Annotated in this window: 18 protein-coding genes (1 of these 18 running past the window's edge); 9 read left to right on the top strand and 9 right to left on the bottom strand. The window is 66.6% G+C overall.

Annotated elements, in window-relative coordinates; all coding sequences use genetic code 11:
- Together thiE and hemL are read left to right on the top strand one after the other, a co-directional pair.
- On the top strand, positions 1 to 25 hold the final stretch of the coding sequence (thiE, locus tag QFZ41_RS12640) for a thiamine phosphate synthase (protein WP_429199098.1). 623 nt of this gene lie to the left of the window's left edge; only the last 25 of its 648 coding nucleotides appear in the window; its start codon lies beyond the left edge, outside the window; its stop codon occupies positions 23 to 25.
- Positions 22 to 1,299: a glutamate-1-semialdehyde 2,1-aminomutase gene (hemL, locus tag QFZ41_RS12635; protein WP_429199097.1), complete on the top strand. Its 1,278-nt coding sequence runs from the start codon at positions 22 to 24 to the stop codon at positions 1,297 to 1,299. Before thiE ends, hemL begins: the two co-directional genes overlap by 4 nt.
- Before the next feature lie 123 nt (positions 1,300 to 1,422).
- On the opposite strand, the gene QFZ41_RS12630 is transcribed toward hemL, so the two are convergent.
- From QFZ41_RS12630 to QFZ41_RS12605, 6 genes are all read right to left on the bottom strand, one after another.
- On the bottom strand, positions 1,423 to 2,670 hold the full coding sequence (locus QFZ41_RS12630; RefSeq protein WP_429199096.1) for an acetylornithine/succinylornithine family transaminase: 1,248 nt from the start codon (positions 2,668 to 2,670) through the stop codon (positions 1,423 to 1,425).
- A gap of 374 nt (positions 2,671 to 3,044) precedes the next feature.
- Entirely contained in the window at positions 3,045 to 4,382 is a 1,338-nt protein-coding gene (locus tag QFZ41_RS12625) for a sigma-54 interaction domain-containing protein (protein WP_429199095.1), read from the bottom strand.
- A gap of 185 nt (positions 4,383 to 4,567) precedes the next feature.
- Positions 4,568 to 5,386, bottom strand: a complete 819-nt coding sequence (locus tag QFZ41_RS12620; RefSeq protein WP_429199094.1) for an SDR family oxidoreductase — start codon at positions 5,384 to 5,386, stop codon at positions 4,568 to 4,570.
- Positions 5,387 to 5,396: 10 nt separating this feature from the next.
- A complete protein-coding gene (locus tag QFZ41_RS12615) occupies positions 5,397 to 5,999 on the bottom strand; it encodes an LON peptidase substrate-binding domain-containing protein (protein WP_429199093.1) in 603 nt (200 codons plus the stop codon).
- Between the two features lie 10 nt (positions 6,000 to 6,009).
- Positions 6,010 to 7,368, bottom strand: coding sequence for a UDP-N-acetylmuramate:L-alanyl-gamma-D-glutamyl-meso-diaminopimelate ligase (mpl, locus tag QFZ41_RS12610; RefSeq protein ID WP_429199092.1), 1,359 nt, complete (start codon positions 7,366 to 7,368; stop codon positions 6,010 to 6,012).
- A 71-nt stretch (positions 7,369 to 7,439) separates the two neighbouring features.
- Entirely contained in the window at positions 7,440 to 8,024 is a 585-nt protein-coding gene (locus QFZ41_RS12605; protein ID WP_306849391.1) for an adenylate kinase, read from the bottom strand.
- A gap of 179 nt (positions 8,025 to 8,203) precedes the next feature.
- Here QFZ41_RS12605 and QFZ41_RS12600 point away from each other — a divergent pair, with 179 nt between their 5' ends.
- Positions 8,204 to 9,460 (top strand): 6-phosphofructokinase, encoded by a 1,257-nt coding sequence (locus QFZ41_RS12600; RefSeq protein WP_429199091.1) that lies wholly within the window; start codon positions 8,204 to 8,206, stop codon positions 9,458 to 9,460.
- Between the two features lie 270 nt (positions 9,461 to 9,730).
- Here QFZ41_RS12600 and QFZ41_RS12595 read toward each other — a convergent pair whose 3' ends face one another.
- Positions 9,731 to 10,573, bottom strand: a complete 843-nt coding sequence (locus tag QFZ41_RS12595; protein ID WP_429199090.1) for a UdgX family uracil-DNA binding protein — start codon at positions 10,571 to 10,573, stop codon at positions 9,731 to 9,733.
- 26 nt (positions 10,574 to 10,599) lie between these two features.
- On the opposite strand from QFZ41_RS12595, the gene QFZ41_RS12590 reads away from it, so the two are divergent.
- The 6 genes from QFZ41_RS12590 (at position 10,600) to ppa (ending at position 18,015) form a co-directional block, all read left to right on the top strand.
- Entirely contained in the window at positions 10,600 to 11,886 is a 1,287-nt protein-coding gene (locus QFZ41_RS12590; RefSeq protein ID WP_429199089.1) for an amidohydrolase family protein, read from the top strand.
- Positions 11,887 to 12,036: 150 nt separating this feature from the next.
- Complete coding sequence (locus tag QFZ41_RS12585) at positions 12,037 to 12,477, top strand: RcnB family protein (protein WP_371025068.1); 441 nt, start codon at positions 12,037 to 12,039, stop codon at positions 12,475 to 12,477.
- Between the two features lie 15 nt (positions 12,478 to 12,492).
- The gene (locus QFZ41_RS12580) at positions 12,493 to 12,858 is read left to right on the top strand and encodes an RcnB family protein (protein WP_429199088.1); all 366 of its coding nucleotides are present in this window, start codon (positions 12,493 to 12,495) and stop codon (positions 12,856 to 12,858) included.
- Between the two features lie 113 nt (positions 12,859 to 12,971).
- Complete coding sequence (locus QFZ41_RS12575; RefSeq protein WP_429199087.1) at positions 12,972 to 15,020, top strand: sodium-translocating pyrophosphatase; 2,049 nt, start codon at positions 12,972 to 12,974, stop codon at positions 15,018 to 15,020.
- A 250-nt stretch (positions 15,021 to 15,270) separates the two neighbouring features.
- A complete protein-coding gene (locus tag QFZ41_RS12570; protein WP_429199086.1) occupies positions 15,271 to 17,394 on the top strand; it encodes a prolyl oligopeptidase family serine peptidase in 2,124 nt (707 codons plus the stop codon).
- A gap of 87 nt (positions 17,395 to 17,481) precedes the next feature.
- Positions 17,482 to 18,015, top strand: coding sequence for an inorganic diphosphatase (gene ppa, locus QFZ41_RS12565; RefSeq protein ID WP_371025072.1), 534 nt, complete (start codon positions 17,482 to 17,484; stop codon positions 18,013 to 18,015).
- 179 nt (positions 18,016 to 18,194) lie between these two features.
- On the opposite strand, the gene QFZ41_RS12560 is transcribed toward ppa, so the two are convergent.
- On the bottom strand, positions 18,195 to 19,214 hold the full coding sequence (locus tag QFZ41_RS12560; RefSeq protein WP_429199085.1) for a DUF2333 family protein: 1,020 nt from the start codon (positions 19,212 to 19,214) through the stop codon (positions 18,195 to 18,197).
- Between the two features lie 42 nt (positions 19,215 to 19,256).
- Positions 19,257 to 19,829: a ferritin-like domain-containing protein gene (locus QFZ41_RS12555; RefSeq protein ID WP_429199084.1), complete on the bottom strand. Its 573-nt coding sequence runs from the start codon at positions 19,827 to 19,829 to the stop codon at positions 19,257 to 19,259.
- Positions 19,830 to 20,003 lie beyond the last annotated feature (174 nt).

The raw sequence follows: 20,003 nt of genomic DNA, 5'->3' as shown, positions 1-20,003 counted from the left end.
CCCACGCCCCGGAATCATTCGATGACCACGAACCACGAACTCTTCGACCGCGCCCGACAGCTGCTGCCCGGTGGCGTCAATTCGCCCGTGCGCGCCTTCAAGTCGGTCGGCGGCGAACCGTTCTTCACCGCGCGCGCCGATGGCGCTTATCTCTGGGACGTGGAAGGGAAGCGCTACATCGATTACGTGGGCTCGTGGGGCCCGATGATCGCCGGGCACAACCATCCCGCAGTGCGCGAAGCGGTCCAGCGGGCGGTGCTCGATGGCCTGTCGTTCGGCACCCCCTGCGCGGCCGAAGTGACGATGGCCGAGACGATCGTGTCGCTGGTTCCCTCGGTGGACATGGTCCGCATGGTGAACTCCGGCACCGAAGCGACGATGTCCGCGATCCGCCTGGCGCGCGGTGCCACGGGCCGCAACAAGATCGTGAAGTTCGAAGGCTGTTACCACGGCCACGGCGACAGCTTCCTCGTGAAGGCCGGCTCGGGCGCCCTCACTTTCGGCGTGCCCACGTCACCCGGCGTGCCCAAGGCGGCGGCCGACCTCACCCTCACCCTTCCGTATAACGACATCGATGCGGCGCGGTCGCTGTTCGCCGAGCACGGCGACGACATCGCGGGCCTGATCATCGAGCCGGTCGCCGGCAACATGAATTGCATTCCTCCGAAGGAAGGGTACCTGCCCGCGTTGCGTGAACTGTGCACGCAGCACGGCGTGCTGCTGATCTTCGACGAGGTCATGACGGGCTTCCGTGTCGCCCTCGGCGGGGCGCAGGCCCACTATGGCGTCACGCCGGACCTGACCTGCTTCGGCAAGATCATCGGTGGCGGCATGCCGGTCGGCGCCTATGGTGGACGCCGCGACCTGATGCAACAGGTGGCACCTTCAGGCCCGATCTATCAGGCAGGCACCTTGTCGGGGAATCCCGTGGCCATGGCCGCCGGGCTCGCGATGCTGCAAGTGATCCAGGCACCCGGGTTCCACGACGACCTCGCTGCACGCACCGAGAGGCTCACCGATGGCATCCTCGACGCCGCGCGCAAGGCTGGCATTCCTTTCAGCGTGAATCGTGTCGGGGCGATGTTCGGCTTGTTCTTCACGAACGAGACGGTCGAGAGCTACGCGCAGGCCACGGCGGCCGATGTGGCGGCCTTCAACCGGTTCTTCCACGGCATGCTCGAGCGCGGCGTGTATCTGGCGCCATCGGCGTTCGAGGCGGGCTTCATGTCGAGTGCGCACGGCGACGCGGAGATCGACGCGACGATCGAGGCGGCTGCGGCGACGTTCGCCGCGCTGTAACGCGACCCGACTTCACTGTGGGAGCCGCTTCAGCGGCGATGGGTGCTTGCCGCACCCTTGCCCGCTGCCGCGGGATCGCCGACAAGGTCGGCTCCCACCAGGGCGGAGTCGGCTCCGGCTCTTTCAGGCGACCTTCGCTTCCTGCGCGAACTCGGCCAGCGTGGCGTGCAGGCGCTCCAGGCCTTCGGCCACTTCTTCGTCCGTGATCGTCAGGGGCGGCACGATGCGCAGTACATCGGGGCCCGCCTGGAGGATCAGCAGGCCGTGGGCGGCGGCGATGTCCAGGATTTCGCCGGCGCGTCCCTTGTAGGACGACTCCAGCACGGCGCCGAGCATCAGGCCCCGTCCGCGGACTTCCGAGAACAGCTGGAATTCGTGATTGAGCTTGTCCAGGCCCTTGCGGATGTCGTTGGACTGACGCTCCACGTTGAGCAGCACCGCCGGCGAGGCGATCTTGGCCAGGGCCACGCGCGCCACCGCCGCGGCCATCGGGTTGCCGCCGAAGGTCGTGCCATGGGACCCGAACTGCATTACCTCGGCCACCTTCGGCCCGGCCAGCATCGCGCCGATCGGGAAGCCACCGCCCAGCGCCTTGGCCAGGGTGACGATGTCGGGCGTGACGTGATCGTGGCTATGCGCGAACAGCATGCCGGTGCGACCCATGCCGCACTGGATCTCGTCGAGCACCATCAGCGCGTCGTGCTCGTCGCACAGTTCCCGCACTTTCTTGAGGAAGCCCGGCGCGGCCGGCATCACGCCACCCTCGCCCTGCAACGGTTCGAGCATGACGGCCGCCACGCCGCCCTGCGCGAATGCCTCTTCCAGTGCCACGGGATCGTTGAAGGGCACGTAGCGAAAACCGGCGGGCAGTGGCTCGTAGCCCTCCTGGTATTTCGGCTGGGCCGTCGCCGTCACCGTGGCGAGGGTGCGTCCGTGGAAGGATCCCTTGAAGGTCACGATCACGCGTTCTTCCGGTGTGCGCCCCTGCGAGGCGGCCCACTTGCGCACCAGCTTGATCGCGGCCTCGTTGGCCTCCGCACCGGAATTGCACAGGAAAACACGCTCGGCGAACGGCGCGTGGTCCACCAGTTCCTGCGCCAGGCGTAGCGGCGGCTCGGAATAGAAGACGTTGCTGGCATGCCAGAGCTTGTTTGCCTGGGCGACCAGCGCCGCGACGAGGTCGGGGTCCTGGTGGCCTAGCGCGTTCACCGCGATACCGGCGCCGAAATCCATGTAGTCGCGGCCTTCCGTGTCCCACACCCGCGCGCCCTTGCCGTGGTCAAGGACCACGTCGCGTGGACGGTAGACGGGCAGCCAGTAACGCTTGCCCAGGCCGAGGAGATCGGAGGGATCGACAGGGTGCGACGACATGGAACGGACTCCCGGCCCCGGCCATAGCGCCGGGACCCATGCAAGGACGGATGCGCGTGCACGCGCGTGAAAACCGCATCGTATAAGGCGATGGGCGCCCCGACAACGCCGGACGTGTGTCTCCTTTGCAACGGCTTGTTACACCTCGCAACACCGGATGAACGGACAGCGTGCGGGGCTTCGCTGAAAATTCCTTGCGAATCAAAGCATCCACCCGGTGGCACGGCGTTTGCTCCTTCTCAGGGGCAAGGCCCTGTGAAGCCGCGTGGTTCGCTCGCCCGACGACCCTGCCAAGCCGGACGATCGAATGGGAACTCCCGGTCCTTCCGAGGACCGGGAGTTTTCTTTTCAGGGGACAGGTGTAGCCGGTGCCGTCAACGCAACTGATCGAGGGCCAGTTGATGCTTCTTGCAAAGCCGATAGACGGTGACGCGGGAAACGCGCAGGCGGCGCGCGCATTCGCTGATGTTGAAGGCGCTCGCGCGCAGGCAATCCACGATCGCCTCGCGCTCGGCCGAGGTGCGCGCACTGCCGAGGCTGTCGCGGTCGCCCGTGGCCGTGTCCATGCTCAACTCCAAGTCCTCCGGCGTGATCAGCGCGTCCTCCGCGATCACCGCCGCGCGCTGCACGCGGTTCATCAACTCGCGCACGTTGCCCGGCCATGCGAACCCGTTCATCGCCTTGCGCGCGTTCGCACTGAACGCGCGCGCTCGCGTTCCGTAGCTTTCCCGGAAGGCATCGAGGAAATGCTGCGCCAGCAGTTCGATGTCGCCCTGGCGTTCGCGCAGTGGCGGCATGCGCAGCCGCAGCACGTTGAGCCGGTAGAACAGGTCTTCGCGGAACCGCCCCTGCGCCACCGCTTTTTCAAGGTCGACATGCGTCGCGGCGAGCACGCGCACATCCACCTTGATCGATTGGCAGCTGCCGATGCGTTCGATCGTTCCCTCCTGCAACACGCGCAGCAGGTTGGTCTGCGCATCCAGCGGGAGGTCGCCGATCTCGTCCAGGAAGACGATGCCGCCATCGGCGGACTCGAAGTGCCCGATCCGCCGCGCGGTGGCACCGGTGAAGGCGCCGCGTTCGTGACCGAACAACTCCGACTGCACCAGGTTGGCCGGCAACGCGCCGCAGTTGATCGCCGCGAAGGGACGGTCGCTGCGCGAGGAAATCTGGTGAAGTGCCCGCGCGGCCATCTCCTTGCCGGTGCCGGTCTCGCCGGTGATCAGCAAGGGCAGCTCCACCGGCGCGAACTTGCGTATGTTGTGCGACAGCGCGCGAATGGCGGGGCTGTTCCCGGTCAGCATGCTGGGCCGGTCGTCGCCGGCGTGCGCGATGCCCTCGTTGGGAATACGGGTGAGCGCACGGCGCAACGCGCTGAACGACGAAGGGCCGTCGATGATCTCGAACGCCTGCGGCAATACATGGCGAACGGAAGGATCGCGGGTGGGAGTGCGCGCGCTGGTCAGGCCGATCCATGCCATGCCCGGATGCGACTCGCGCAGCGCGGCGAGGATACGGACGGCTACCTGCGCACTCGCGCGCAGGTCCACCACCGCGATGGCGGCATCACCACATTCGGGCAGTTCAGCGTCCTGCCGCGCCGGATCGGCGACCAGCGTTCGCCAGCCCGCCCGGATCAGTCCGAAATGTTCCTCGACGCTCGGTCTACCCACCCAAACGACGCAACGTCCCGTCGATTCCCCGCGCGACATGCCTGCTCCTCACCCGTCTCGTGGCCTGCTGCCGGCTTCGCGGGTTCATCTTCGGACCCGCCGCCGGCACCCCTGCAGGCCGGCAAGCCCCACTTGTCCGCCCTGGTTCGAGCATGGGCGACAGGGTTCGACGGTATACCCGCTTGCCGAAAGCGGCCATACGCCAAACGGGCTAGCCGTGCTCGCTATAGGAACAGATCGGGCAGCAACGGCTGGCCCGGCAGCACGGCATAGCGCTCGAAATCGCGCACGCCTTCGTCGCGCAACACGTCTTCGTCGATGCAGAACCGTCCGGTGAAATCGCGTGACGGTTTCGTGAGGATCGCGTGGGCGGCGTCCGCCACGATTTCCGGCGTACGACAATTCTCAGGACGCACCGTGTCGCCGAGCATCGCGATGGCCGCCGTCGCGATCACGGTTCGCGGCCACAGCGCGTTCACCGCGATGCCCATCGGCGCGAACTCGGGCGCCATGCCGAGCACGCAATGGCTCATGCCGAACTTCGCGATCGTGTACGCGACGTGCGGTGCGTACCACTTCGGATCGATGCTCGGCGGTGGCGAAAGCATCAGCACGTGCGGATTCGCCGCGTCCTTCAGGAACGGCAGGCAGGCTTGCGTGGTGAGGAAGGTGCCGCGCGTGTTCACCTCGTGCATGAGATCGAAACGCTTCATCGGCGTGTCCTCCACGCCGGCCAGCCAGATCGCACTTGCGTTGTTCACCACGATGTCGATCCCGCCGAAGCGTTCCGCGGCGGTGGCGGCCGCCATGCGCACTTCCGCTTCCTCGCGGATATCGACCTTGAGCGGCAAGGCCACACCACCGGCCGCCTCGATCTCGGCAGCCGCGGTGTGGATGGTGCCCGGCAAGCGCGGGTTGGGCACGTTGCTCTTGGCCGCGATGACGATGTTGGCGCCGTCGCGCGCGGCGCGCAGGGCTATGGCCAGGCCGATGCCGCGCGACGCGCCGGTGATGAACAGGGTCTTGCCGGCGAGCGTGGTCATGACGGAGGCCTCAGGCGCGTTGGAAACGCGGAAGGATATCGCGCAGTTCGGCCAGGCGTTGCAGGGGATCGGCAAGTTCGAGCATGTGCTGGCATTCCTCCGGGTCCAGTGGCAGCAGTTCCGACAAACGGAAGCCCACCCAGCTCGCATCGTCCGACTTCGCCGCCACGTCGTTGCGCCACGGCGGGGACATCTGCTCGGAAAGACGCTCGAGGATGGTCGCCAGCAAACCGAATTCCGCGGGTAGCGGAAGGATCTCTTCGTCTTGCCAGGTGGCGATGTCGCCGCGCACCTGGCCGTCCGAACGCACGCGCGTGCGCATGACCCGGAAGCGCCGGCCGCCCTCGGCGACGATGCCGAGCAGACCATCTTCACGGGTGTGGAAATCGGTGATCGTGGCCAGCGTGCCGACGGCCGCGGGCACGGCGGGCTGCCCCGCCTCCCGGCCCTCGAGGATCATGCACACGCCGAAGGCCCGGCCGGTGCGCGCGCATTCGCGCACCAGGTCGATGTAGCGCGGCTCGAAGATGCGCAATTGCAGGTGACCGCCCGGAAAAAGGACGTTCGAGAGGGGGAACAGCGGAAGGTCGAGGGCGGGCGTGGTCGCGGCCATGCCCGTGAGTCTAACCCGCGTCCAGCGCCGCGAAGAAGCGCCGCGGGGCTCCTTCGAAGCCACCGTTGGACATGAACACCACGTGGTCGCCATCGCGCGCCTCAGCCGCGAGGGCCGCGACGAGTCCTTCCACGGTGGGCAAGGTGGCGCCGCGGCCGTGGAGCGCCGCCGTCACCTTCCCCGCATCCCACGCCAACTCGGGCCGGTGCAGGAAGACCACGCGATCGGCATCGGCCAGCGAAGGCGCCAGCGCCTCGGCATGGGCGCCTAGACGCATCGAGTTCGACCGCGGCTCCAGCGCCACGAGGATGCGCGCGCCGCCGACCTTCGCCCGCAGGCCCGCCAGCGTCGTGGCGATGGCCGTCGGGTGGTGGGCGAAGTCGTCGTACACGGTCACCCCACGCGCCGCGCCGATGAGTTCCATGCGCCGCTTCACGCTGGCGAAATCGCCGAAAGCCGGCAGCAGCGCGACGGGATCGGCGCCGGCCGCCGTCGCCGCGGCGAGCGCGGCGAGCGCGTTCATGACGTTATGCCGGCCCAGCGATTCCCAGCGAACCTCGCCCAACGGCATGCCGGCGCGGTGTACACGGAAATGCGAGCCATCGGAGGACAGCAGTTCGGCGCGCCAGTCGCCGGCATCGATGCCGAAGGTTTCCACCGGCGTCCACGCGCCCATCGCCAGCACCTCGGCCAGACAGGCGTCCTCGGAGTTGACGATCAGGCGGCCATTGCCCGGCACGGTGCGCACCAGGTGGTGGAACTGGCGCTGGATCGCGGCCACGTCGGGGAAGATGTCCGCGTGGTCGTACTCAAGGTTGTTGAGGATCGCGATGCGCGGCCGGTAATGGACGAACTTCGAACGCTTGTCGAAGAAGGCCGAATCGTATTCGTCGGCCTCGATCACGAAGGGCTTGCCCTCGCCACGCCGTGCCGAGACGTCGAAGTTGCCCGGCACCCCGCCGATCAGGAAGCCCGGCGAGAGGCCGGCGGATTCGAGCAGGTGCGCCAGCAGGCTGGTGGTCGTGGTCTTGCCGTGCGTGCCGGCCACGGCCAGCACCTCGCGCCCGCCGAGCAGGGTCTCGCCCAGCCACTGCGGCCCGGAGATGTAGCGCAGGCCCTCGTCGAGCATGTATTCCACGGCGGGGTTGCCGCGCGTCATGGCATTGCCGACGACGACCAGATCGGGCGCGGGCTGCAGGTGTTCCGCCTTGTAGCCCTGCATCAGGGCGATGCCGAGGTCCTGCAGCTGGGTGCTCATGGGTGGGTAGACGTTGGCGTCGGAGCCTTCGACGGTGAGGCCGAGTTCGCGCGCGAGCGCGGCGACGCCGCCCATGAAGGTGCCGCAGATACCGAGGATATGGACGCGCATGAGGGGGCTCGTCTTGGCGCGGTGCGAGGGCACCGCGGAGATCCGCCGGTCAGGCCGGCGGACCACGGGGATCAGGCGCTGGCGGCCTTGACGCCACCGGGCAATACGTCCAGCACGCGCTGGGTCACCTCGTCGAGTTCACCGACGCCGTCGACGACCTGCAACTTGCCGCGCTGCTTGTAGAAGTCGGCTACCGGAGCGGTCTGGTCAGCGTAGATGCCGAGGCGCTTCTTGACCGTGTCCGGGTTGTCGTCCGGACGGCCTTCCTTCTCGAAACGCACCTCGCAGCGATCGACGATGGCCGAATCGGGCACGTCGAGCTTGACCACGACATCCAGCGGCTGGCCGATGCGGGCGAGCACGGTATCGAGCGCGTCGGCCTGCGCCAGGTTGCGCGGATAGCCGTCGAGGATGAAGCCCGGCTTCGCGTCCGGCTCGCCCAGGCGGTGCTCGATGATGCCGAGCATGATGTCGTCGGGCAGCAGCTGGCCGGCGTCCATGAGGCCCTTGGCCTTGAGGCCCAGTTCGGTGCCGGCCTTGATCTCCGCGCGCAGCAGGTCGCCGGTGGAGATATGCGGTACGCCGAGGCGTTCCTTGAGGCGGGTGGCCTGGGTACCCTTGCCGGAACCGGGGGCGCCGAATAGCACGAGTCGCATTGATGCTCCGTTTCGTCGGACGCACGGGGCAAACCCGCCGCCGGACACGAGAAAATGGGTCTCAAGGTAACGGCAGCGGCGCCGCCGCGTCAAACGGCTGAAATACTCGCCCCGTTCAAGCCACCATGACGCCGGGCGCGCTACCCTGCGGTTCCCGCCCCACCAGAAGGATGCGAAGCATGGCCGCCGGCAAACTCCTCTACGCCCAGTCGGGCGGTGTCTCCGCCGTGATCAACGCCACCGCCGCGGGCGTGATCGAGACGGCCCGGGACAAGGGCATCGTGGTGTACGCCGCGCGCAACGGCATCCTCGGCGCGCTGCGCGAGGAACTGATCGACACCTCGAAGGAAGCCAAGGCCAACATCGCCGCCCTCAAGCACACGCCGGGCGGCGCCTTCGGCTCCTGCCGCTACAAGCTGAAGTCGCTGGAAGAGAACCGCGCCGAATACGAACGCCTGATCGAGGTCTTCAAGGCGCACGACATCCGCACCTTCCTCTATAACGGCGGCAACGATTCGGCGGACACCGCCAACAAGGTCTCGAAGATCGGCCAGGCGCTCGGTTACGAGGTGAACTGCATCGGCGTGCCGAAGACGATCGACAACGACCTGGTGGTGACCGACACCTGCCCGGGCTTCGGCTCGGTCGCGAAGTACACCGCGATCGCCGTGCGCGAGGCCAGTCTCGACGTCGCCTCGATGATGGACACCTCCACCAAGGTCTTCATCATCGAGGTGATGGGCCGCCACGCGGGTTGGATCGCCGCGGCGGCAGGCCTGGCCGGGTCGTCGCCGGGCGGTCCGCCGCACGTCATCCTGTTTCCGGAGAACGTCTTCGATCCGGAGACCTTCCTTGCCAAGGTCAAGGCCACCGTCGAGAAGGTGGGTTATTGCACCGTCGTGGTATCCGAGGGCGTCAAGGACAAGGAAGGCAAGTTTCTCGCCGAGTCCGGCGCCCGCGACGCGTTCGGCCATGCGCAACTCGGCGGTGCCGCGCCGGTGCTTGCGGCGCTAGTGCGCGAGAAGCTGGGCTACAAGTACCACTGGGCCCTGCCCGACTACCTGCAGCGTTCAGCGCGGCACGTCGCTTCCAAGACCGACCTCGAACAGGCTTATGCCGTGGGCAAGAAGGCAGTGGAATACGCGGCGGAAGGACTCAACGCCGTCATGCCAGTGATCGTGCGCACGTCGGACGAGCCGTACAAGTGGAAGATCGAGGCGGCGCCGCTGGACAAGATCGCCAACCATGAGAAGAAGATGCCGAAGAACTTCATCTCGAAGGACGGTTTCGGCATCACGGCGGCGGCGCGCCGTTACCTGGCGCCGCTGATCCAGGGCGAAGCGCCGCCGCCGTACGGGGCGGACGGGCTGCCGGTGTACGTGACGTTGAAGAATGCGGCGGTGCCGAGGAAGTTGAAGAAGTTCGCGATCGGATAGTTGCGCTCCCATTGTGGGAGCCGCTTCAGCGGCGATGGGTGCTTGCGGTGACTTGGCCCGCTGCCGCGGGATCGCCGACAAGTCAGCTCCCACCAGGGTTTGGCAAGCCTGTGTGCCTCATCCGGGGCCGTGAGCCGTGGTGGGAAGCCGCTTAAGCGGCGATGGGTGCTCGCGATGACCCGCCCCGCTGCCGCGGGATCGCCGACAAAGTCGGCTCCCACCGGGGTGGGGCAAGCCTCCACGGGGAGGCAAGCCTCCACCAGGGTGTGCTTAACCAAGCACCTCCTTCAATTGCTTGAGATCGCGGACGAAATCCGCGAAGCCCTGCTCGCGCGCCTCATGTCCCGGCAAGCGCAACAGATACGACGGATGCACCGTGGCCAGCCCGCGGCGGCCGTCCGCCAGTTCGATCCAGCGCCCGCGTTCGGCCATCAACCGGAACGACGCCCCGAATACCGCCTGTGCCGCCATCGCACCCAGGCATACGATGCCCTTCGGATCGATGCGGTCGATCTCCGCCGCGAGCCACGGCCGGCATGCCGCCTGTTCTTCCGCGTTCGCCCGCTTGTGCAAGCGCACCTTCCCCCGCGGTTCGAACTTGAAGTGTTTCACGGCGTTGGTGACGTAGAGCGCGCCACGTTCGATGCCTGCCGCATCCAGCGCACGGTCGAACAACTTGCCCGCCGGGCCGACGAAGGGCTTGCCCGCCAGATCTTCCTGGTCGCCGGGCTGTTCGCCGATCACGACGATCCGTGCACGCACCGGCCCCTCGCCGAATACCGTCTGCGTCGCCGGCTTCCACAAGTCGCACGCCCGGCACTCGCGCGCCTGCTTGCGCAAGGCCGTGATGCTGCCTCGCGGCGCCTCCGCGGCCGCCTTCTGCAAGGGCGTGATCTTCGTTTTCCGAGTTATTTGCTGCTTGTCGACCACGGCCTCCATCCTCGGCAACGTACCGGTGCGGTTTGCCCCGTGTTCGAACGGAAGACTCTCGCCGTCGCGGTGCGCGATACGTGACGGCGCCAGCAAGGACCAGTGCATACCAATGAACCGCCAGGCCACCCGGTGGGAGCCGCCCCTGTCGGCGATGTCCAGGGCCAAAGCGGCCGCTATCATGAAGCGTCATTCTTCCCGGACCCGCCATGGACCTCATCATCCGCCACGCCAGCCTTCCCGACGGCCGCACGGGCGTCGACATCGGCATCGAGAACGGACGCTTCGCCGCGATCCAGCCAGGCCTGCCGGCGAAGGGCGTGGAGGAGATCGATGCGCGGGGCCGGTTGGTCGCGCCACCCTTCGTCGATGCGCACTTCCACATGGATGCCACGCTGTCGCTCGGCCTGCCACGCCTGAATGCTTCGGGCACCTTGCTCGAAGGCATCGCGCTGTGGGGCGAGCTGAAACCCGACCTCACCCAGCAGGCGCTGGTCGATCGCGCGATGGCCTATTGCGACATGGCCGTGGCGCAGGGGCTGCTCACGATCCGCAGCCATGTGGACGTCTGCGACGATCGCCTGCTGGCGGTCGAGGCGTTGCTCGACGTGAAGCGCCGCGTCGCGCCCTACCTGCATCTGGAACTGGTGGCCTTCCCCCAGGGTGGCCTGCTGCGCTCGCCCCATGCGAAGGCTAACCTCGTGCGCGCCCTGGACATGGGCGTGGACGTGGTCGGTGGCATACCGCATTTCGAACGGACGATGGCCGAGGGTACCGCTTCCATCCGCTGGTTGTGCGAACTGGCCGCCGAACGCGGCCTGCGCGTGGACATGCACTGCGACGAATCGGACGACCCCCTGTCGCGGCACATCGAAACGCTGGCCGCGGAGACCATCCGCACCGGCCTGCAAGGGCGGGTGACGGGCTCGCATCTCACCTCGATGCATTCGATGGACAACTACTATGTGTCGAAGCTGCTCCCGCTCATCGCGGAAGCCGGCGTGCACGCCATCGCCAATCCGCTCATCAACATCACCCTGCAAGGCCGGCACGACACGTATCCGAAACGGCGCGGCATGACCCGCGTGCCCGAACTGATGGATGCCGGGGTGAACGTCGCCTTCGGCCACGATTGCGTCATGGACCCCTGGTACGGCATGGGGTCCGCCGACATGCTCGACGTGGCGCACATGGGCCTGCACGTGGCGCAGATGACCTCCAGCGCCGGCGTGGCGCGCGCCTTCGCCGCCGTGACCGGCAATGCGGCGCGCGTGCTCGGCCTGGAAAGCTATGGCATCGAGGCCGGGAACCGCGCCGACCTGGTGCTCTTGCAGGCGGGCGATACCTACGAGGCGATCCGGCTCAAGGCGAACCGCCTGCTGGTGGTCCGCGGGGGGCGGGTCCTTGCCCGGACGCCTGAACGGAAAACCGCTCTAGACCTGCCGGAACGCCCGGAAAGCCTCAGTCTCGAGTTCCGCCCCGGGTCGATTTCCTGAACGCACCAGTTCAATAGCTGTCGCGGCAATGAACACTTTCCTGAAGCTTTCATTTCGTAGGACTTCGCGTTCAGCCAGCGCTGCCTAGGATCCGAATCGTCGATCGACCGCGGTGACCCGCGGGGTGACGGTCGTCCTGGGAGACCTATGATGAAAACGATGCTGCGTACCGCGTTCGCTGTCCTGGCGCTGGCCACCACCACGGCGGCTTTCGCCGACGACCATGGGCGCGGCGACCGCGACCACGGCCGTGATCGCGACCGCCACGGTTACGACCGCCGGCATGACGACCGGGGCTGGCGCCACGACAACGACTGGCGCGGGCATCGTCCGCCGCCGCGTTATTACGGCCACGGCTACGACCACCGCTACGATCACCGCCCGGTCTATTACCACCGCCCGCCGCCGCCGCGTTACTACGGCCATTGGGAGCGCGGGCACCGCTACTACGGACGCAACGTGGTCGTATACGACTACGGCAGCTATCGCCTGCGTCCCCCGCCGCGCGGCTACCACTGGGTCCGTGAAAACAACGATTTCCTCCTGGTCGCGATCGCGACGGGCATCATCTTCGACATCGCCACGCGTTAACGGGAGACACGGATCATGAAATCGTTCGGAAAACTGGTGTTCTGCATCGCCACCCTGGGCACCGTCGCGCCTGCGTTCGCGTTCGATCCGCCGCGCGGTGGTCCGCCGGGACAGGATCGTCGCGACGACAAGCGTGACGATCGTCGCGACGACCGCGACTGGCACGACGACCGCGGCAACCACCGCGGCCCGCCGCCGCATGCGCGCAGCTGGCAGCGCGGCCATCGTTACGACGGCCGCGTCATCATCGTGAACGACTATCGCGTGCGCCACTTGCGCGAGCCGCCACGTGGTTACCACTGGGTCCGCGACGACGACAGCGATCAGTACCTGCTCGTCGCCATCGCTACCGGCATCATCCTGGATATCGCCACGCGGTAAAACTGACGTGCGCTGCGGCACCTACGCCGCAGCGCACAACGCCTTCCCCCGCCTCCCCTGCCTATACTCGGATCGGGCCCCATGTTGGGCCCCCACAATTCGGGGAGGCTTCGATGCTGCAGCAGTACGGTTTATGGATCGCGCTGGCATGTGCGGTCGTTGCGATTCTGTACGGTGCGTTTTCGGTCAGTTGGGTCTTGGCCAGGTCGCCGGGCAACGAACGAATGCAGGAGATCGCCGCGGCGATCCAGGAAGGCGCCCGCGCTTACCTCAACCGCCAATACGCCACCATCGGCGTTGTCGGCATCGTGCTTTTCCTACTCATCGGCATCTTCCTCGATTGGGGTACCGCGATCGGCTTCGCGCTGGGGGCGGTGCTCTCCGGGGCGGCCGGCTACATCGGCATGAACGTGTCCGTTCGCGCCAACGTCCGTACCGCCGAGGCCGCCAGAAGCGGCCTTTCTTCCGCTCTGGCGGTGGCCTTCCGTGGCGGCGCGGTCACCGGCATGCTGGTGGTGGGTCTGGGCCTGCTCGGCGTGGCGGGCTACTACGGCGTGCTCACCCACATGGGTTACGAGCGCACGCATGTCCTGCATTCATTGGTAGGACTGGCCTTCGGTTCCTCGCTGATCTCGATCTTCGCGCGCCTCGGCGGCGGCATCTTCACCAAGGGTGCCGATGTGGGCGCGGATCTCGTGGGCAAGGTCGAAGCCGGCATCCCCGAGGACGACCCGCGCAATCCGGCGGTCATCGCGGACAACGTGGGCGATAACGTCGGCGACTGCGCCGGCATGGCCGCCGATCTCTTCGAGACCTATGCGGTGACCCTCATCGCCACGATGCTGCTGGGCAGCGTGATGGCCACCGAAGTCGGCCCCTCGGGCGTGCTTTACCCGCTGGTGCTCGGGGGTGCCTCCATCGTGGCCTCGGTGATCGGCACGTTCTTCGTGAAGACCCGCGGTGGCAAGATCATGAACGCCCTGTACGCTGGCGTGGCGGTGTCCGCCGTGCTCGCGGCGGTCGCTTTCTGGCCCATCACGCAATCGCTGATGGCCGACTCCGCATTCGGTCCCGGCCGCATCTACGGCTGCGCGATCATCGGCCTCGTGCTCACCGGGGCGATGGTGGTGATCACCGAGTACTACACCGCGACGGAGTTCCGCCCGGTACGCCATGTGGCGCAATCCTCGACCACCGGGCACGCGACCAACATCATCGCGGGCCTCGGCGTCTCGATGAAGTCCACCGCGCTGCCGGTGCTCGCCGTATGCGCGGCGATCTGGGGCGCGCACGCGCTCGCCGGCCTCTATGGCATCGCCATCGCCGCCACGGCCATGCTCAGCATGACCGGCATGATCGTGGCGCTGGATGCCTACGGGCCGATCACGGACAACGCGGGCGGCATCGCCGAGATGGCCGAACTCCCCGCCGAGGTACGCGGCGTCACCGATCCGCTGGATGCCGTGGGCAACACGACCAAGGCGGTGACCAAGGGCTACGCGATCGGCTCGGCGGGCCTCGCGGCGCTGGTCCTGTTCGCCGACTACACGCACAACCTGAACCTGCATTTCGGTGGCACCGAGGTGCGCTTCGACTTGTCCAACCACTACGTGATCATCGGCCTGCTGATCGGCGGCCTTATCCCGTACCTGTTCGCGGCCATGGCGATGGAAGCGGTCGGCCGTGCCGCCGGTGCGGTCGTGGAGGAAGTGCGCCGGCAGTTCCGCGAGATCACCGGCATCATGGAGGGCACGACCAAGCCCGACTACTCGCGCGCGGTCGACCTGCTCACCCGCTCGGCGATCCGCGAGATGCTGGTTCCCTCGTTGCTGCCGGTGCTGGTGCCCGTGGTGGTGATCTTCGGCTTCAAGTGGCTCGGCGGCCCCGTGGCCGGCGCGCAGACGCTGGGCGGCGTGCTGATCGGCACGATCGTCACCGGATTGTTCGTGGCCATCTCCATGACCACGGGCGGCGGCGCCTGGGACAACGCCAAGAAATACATCGAGGACGGCCACTTCGGCGGCAAGGGCTCCGATGCGCACAAGGCGGCCGTCACCGGCGATACCGTGGGCGATCCGTACAAGGACACGGCGGGACCGGCGGTGAATCCGCTGATCAAGATCATCAATATCGTGGCGTTGTTGTTGATTCCGTTGCTTTAAGAGCATCGCCGACAAGGTCGGCTCCCACCAGGGCGAGGCAAGCCCGGTGGGAGCCGACTTGTCGGCGATCCCGCGGCAGCGGGCCAGTTCATCGCAAGCACCCATCGCCGCTGAAGCGGCTCCCACAGGGAAGCGGCTCGACAGATATGCCATCCCAGGATGGGCAGATCCCGCGATAGGTAGGAAGTCATGGCGCCCGTCGCGCCACCGCTGCGCTAAGGTCGAGCATTCACCTCCAGGATCACGACCCATGCATCAACGCTGGATTGCGCTGGCCATCGCCCTTACCTTCAGTGGCATGACCCAAGCCCACGAAACACCCAAGACCGCCGCGCCCGCCATCGAAGCCGGCGCCGATGATGAAAACCTCTGGCTCGACGACATCGACGGCGCCAAACCGATGGAATGGGTCAAGGCGCGCAACGCCGAGACCGTCGCGAAGTACGCGGAAGGCGAGGATTTCAAGACCCTCGACGCGCGTCTCCTCGAGGTGCTCGATTCCGACGCGAAGATCCCCATGGTCTCGAAGATCGGCGACCACTACTACAACTTCTGGCGCGACAAGCAGCACCCGAAGGGCCTCTGGCGGCGCACGACGCTGGCCGAGTACCGCAAGGACAAGCCCGCCTGGGAGACGGTGATCGATCTCGACGCGCTCGCCGCATCCGAGAAAGAGAACTGGGTATGGCATGGCGCCCAGTGCCTCAGGCCCGACAATCGCCGCTGCCTCGTCTCGCTCTCGCGCGGCGGCGCGGACGCCGATGTGGTGCGTGAGTTCGACCTGTCGACGAAGACCTTCATCGAGGGTGGTTTCACCCTGCCCGAGGCGAAGAGCCAGGTCGCCTGGATCGACGACGACCACATCTATGTCGCCACGGACTTCGGTCCCGGTTCCATGACCACGTCGAGCTACCCCCGCATCGTGAAGGAGTGGAAGCGCGGCACGCCGCTGTCGTCCGCCACGACGGTGTACGAGGGTAAGCCCAGCGACATGTCGATCTCGGCCTTCCGCGATCTCACGCCCGGCTTCGAACGCGACTTCGTGCAGCGTGCGCTGGAGTTCTACAATTCGGAAACCTTCCTTCGCGGCAAGGACGGCAAGCTCGCGAAGATCGACGTCCCCAACGACGCCGAGACCGACGTCGAGCGCGAGTGGTTGCTGATCGAGCCACGCACTCCCTGGACCGTCGGTGGCAAGACGTATCCTTCCGGCGCGTTGCTTGCGACGAAGTTCGACGATTACATGGCCGGCAAACGCGACCTCACGGTGCTTTTCACACCCGACGAGCACACCTCGCTGTCGGGCCACTCGTGGACGCGCCACCACCTGATCCTGAACCTGATGCGGGACGTGGTGAGTGAGATCCAGGTCCTGACGCCGGCCGCCACGGGTGCGTGGAAGAGCGAGACACTGAGTGGCGCGCCAGCGCTCAGCACGATGCAGGCCGGCGGCATCGACGCCGACGAGAGCGACGAGTATTTCCTCACCGTCTCCGGCTTCCTGCAGCCCACCACGCTCTACTACGGCACGCTGGGCAAGGGCGAGCGCGAGGCGATCAAGCACAGCCCGGCGTTCTTCGACGCCTCGCGGTTCGTCGTGAGCCAGCATTTCGCCACGTCGAAGGACGGCACCAAGGTGCCCTACTTCGAGATCGCACCGAAGGCGATGAAGGCCGACGGCAACAACCCGACCCTGGTCTATGGCTACGGCGGCTTCGAGATCTCCCTGCAACCGATGTATTCGGCGGGTGTCGGCCGCGCGTGGCTGGAGAAGGGCGGCGTCTACGTCATCGCCAACATCCGCGGCGGCGGCGAGTACGGCCCGCGCTGGCACCAGGCAGCCTTGAAGGTCAACCGTCCGCGCGCCTACGAGGATTTCGCGGCCGTCTCGCAGGACCTGATCGACCGCAAGATCACCAGCCCGGGCCACATGGGCATGATGGGCGGCAGCAACGGCGGCCTGCTAGCGGGCAACATGCTGACCAAGTACCCGCAGCTCTACGGCGCGGTGGTGAGCCAGGTGGCCTTGCTGGACATGAAGCGCTACCCGCACATGTCGGCCGGCGCGTCGTGGATGGCCGAATACGGCGATCCGGACAAGCCGGAGGAATGGAAGTACATCCAGACCTTCTCTCCGTACCAGAACCTGCGCAAGGGCACCAAGTATCCGCCCGTGCTGTTCACCACCTCGACCCGCGACGACCGCGTCGGACCGGTCCATGCGCGCAAGATGGCCGCCCGCATGCAGGCCATGGGCTTCGACGCCAGCCTGTACGAGAACATCGAGGGCGGCCACGGCGCCGCGGCGGACAACAAGCAGTCGGCGTTCATGAACGCCCTGGCCTACACCTACCTCTGGGAACACCTGAAGTAAGGGAGCGCCTTGCCCCGGGGTTTCCCCCCGGGGCGGGGTGGCCGTATCCTATCCGGCCGACTTATCCCCGAAGAATCAAGGAATCCCATGGGTCTGCACCTCGTTCCCGCCGGTCGCAACGTGCCGGATGAAATCAACGTCATCATCGAAATCCCGAAGGATGCGGAGCCGGTCAAGTACGAAGTGGACAAGCAGAGCGGCGCGATCTTCGTCGACCGCATCCTCTCCACGCCGATGCGCTATCCCTGCAACTACGGCTACGTCCCCGGCACGCTCGGCGGCGACGGCGACCCGCTGGACGCCCTGGTGATCCTGCCCCTGTCGCTGGTACCGGGCTCGGTGATCCGTTGCCATCCGGTCGGCATGCTGAAGATGACCGACGAGGCCGGCGCGGACGAGAAGCTCGTCGTGGTGCCGGTGGAGAAGGTGTTCGCGGGCTACGCGCACATCCGCGATATCAAGCAGGTCTCCGGTCACTGGCTGGAGCGCATCGGCCACTTCTTCGAGCACTACAAGGACCTGGAGAAGGGCAAGTGGGTCAAGATCGACGGCTGGGTCGGTGCCGAAGAAGCGAAGGCCGAGATCGTGTCGGGCATGGGTCGGTACAAGATCGATAACTGACCTGTGGATTCAGGGGTGCTTCTGCCGGCGCATTCGGCGAGCACCCATCGCCGACAAGGTCGGCTCCCACCCGACCTGCCCAGGTCTGGTGGGACCCGATCCTATCGGCGGCTTGGGTGGGAGCCGATCCTATCGGCGATCCGCGCGTAGCGCGGCCCATTTACCGCACCCCATCACCGTCACCCGCGCCCCAGCAACCCACGCAGGTCGATGATCGCCGCGTTCGCCCGCGAGATGTAGTTCGCCATCACCAGCGAATGATTGGCGAAGAACCCGAACGGCGAGCCATTGAGCACCACCGGGCTGCCCAGCGCCTTCTGCGATTCCTCCAATTCCCGGATCACCTGTTGCAAGCTGGCGTCCGCGTTCTTGCTGCGCAGGATCGGGGCGAAATCGTGACGGATCGCCTTCAGCTGCTCCAGCAAGGTCCAGGTGTAGCCACGCGCTTCGTAGAAGTTGTCGTCGATCTTGTTCCAGGGCGTCTTCACGTACACCGCCTTGGCGGGACCAGCGTTGACGGCCACATCGGCATTCGGGGCTGCGTCCACCTTCAACTGGCCGACGCTCGCCGATAGCCGTTGCGATAGGGAACCCAACCGCGCGGACACCGTCTGCAGGTAATCGGCCAGATTGTCGGCGCGCGCGTAGAAATGCGCATTGGCGTCCGCGGCGTCCGACAGGCGCGAGAGGTACTTGTCGAGGTCGTCCGTCGCTTTCGCATACTGCGATTCCGAACTCGGCAGCAGCCAGCGATCGTTGGGACTGTTGAGCAGCGGATCGGCCTCGCCCAGGTCCTTGTCCTCGGTGGACTGCGTCTGCGAACGGCTGAAGTCGTTACGCAGCGAGCGAGCAAGGTCGCGCGAGGCGATCAGCGAGCCGAATTCCCAGTTGGGCATGTTGTCCATGAACACGCCGGGCGGCAGCCTGTCGTTGCTGAGGTAGCCGCCGCGCTTGTCCAGCAAGGTGTCGACCGAGCGGATCAGCGTGTACGTGGTGACGGCGCCGGTGCTCAACGGGCGGCCGATGTCCTTCATGTGCGCGGTGGTGACGGCGACCGGATCGAATTGTTCGGGCTCCTTGTCCCACCACCACATCATGATGAGGATGAGCAGCACGAGGATTGCGACGAGGACCGCGATCGCCATGCTGAGGGGGTTCCGTCGGCGCCGGGCCGGCGCGGGCGTGGCGGTCGCATTCATGGGTCATCCTTATCGTCGCGAACGTGAGCGCCTAGCTTACCGTCAATGCGACGAAGGTGCCGCCGGCTCGCCCTTGGCGCCAAGGTTCTCCAGCAGGGTCGCCATGTCCTCGGCGTGCTCTTCCTCCTGCGCGAGGATGTCCTCCATGATGCGCCGGGTGGTCGGGTCGTCGTCGCCGATGTACTGCACGATCTCGCGATAGCTGTCGATGGCGATGCGCTCGGCGACGAGGTCTTCCCTGATCATCTCGACCAGCGTGGTGCCTTCGACGTAGTCGGCGTGGCTGCGCGACAGCAGGCCTTCCGGGTTGAAGTTCGGCGTGCCATCGAGCTGGGTGATCCGCTCGGCGATGCGGTCGGCGTGGGCCTGTTCCTGGTTCGCGTGTTCGAGGAACTCCGACTTCACGCTTTGCGAATGGATGCCCGGCGCCATGTAGTAGTGGTACTTGTAGCGCAACACGCAGACGATCTCCGTGGCCAGCGCTTCGTTGAGCAGCTTGATCACCGTTTCGCGGTCCGCACGATATCCCGAGGTGACGGCGCCACGGTCGATGTGTTCACGGGCGCGCTTGCGGATGTTCTCGATGTCGCTGACGAAGGGCTTGCCGTTGGCCATTGCCTGTCTCCTCGGGAGAGTGGGGAATGGCGGGAACGTTAGGGCCGCCGCCGGGAAGGGCGGGTGAAGACGCTCTTGGTGGGAGCCGACCCTGTCGGCGATCCCGCGGCAGCGGGCCAGGTTGAGGCAAGCACCCATCGCCGACAGGGTCGGCTCCCACCGGAGCACCGGGTG

Source organism: Luteibacter sp. W1I16, from assembly GCF_050434905.1.
Classification (GTDB): Bacteria; Pseudomonadota; Gammaproteobacteria; order Xanthomonadales; family Rhodanobacteraceae; genus Luteibacter.
This window is presented reverse-complemented; position numbering and strand designations above follow the sequence as displayed.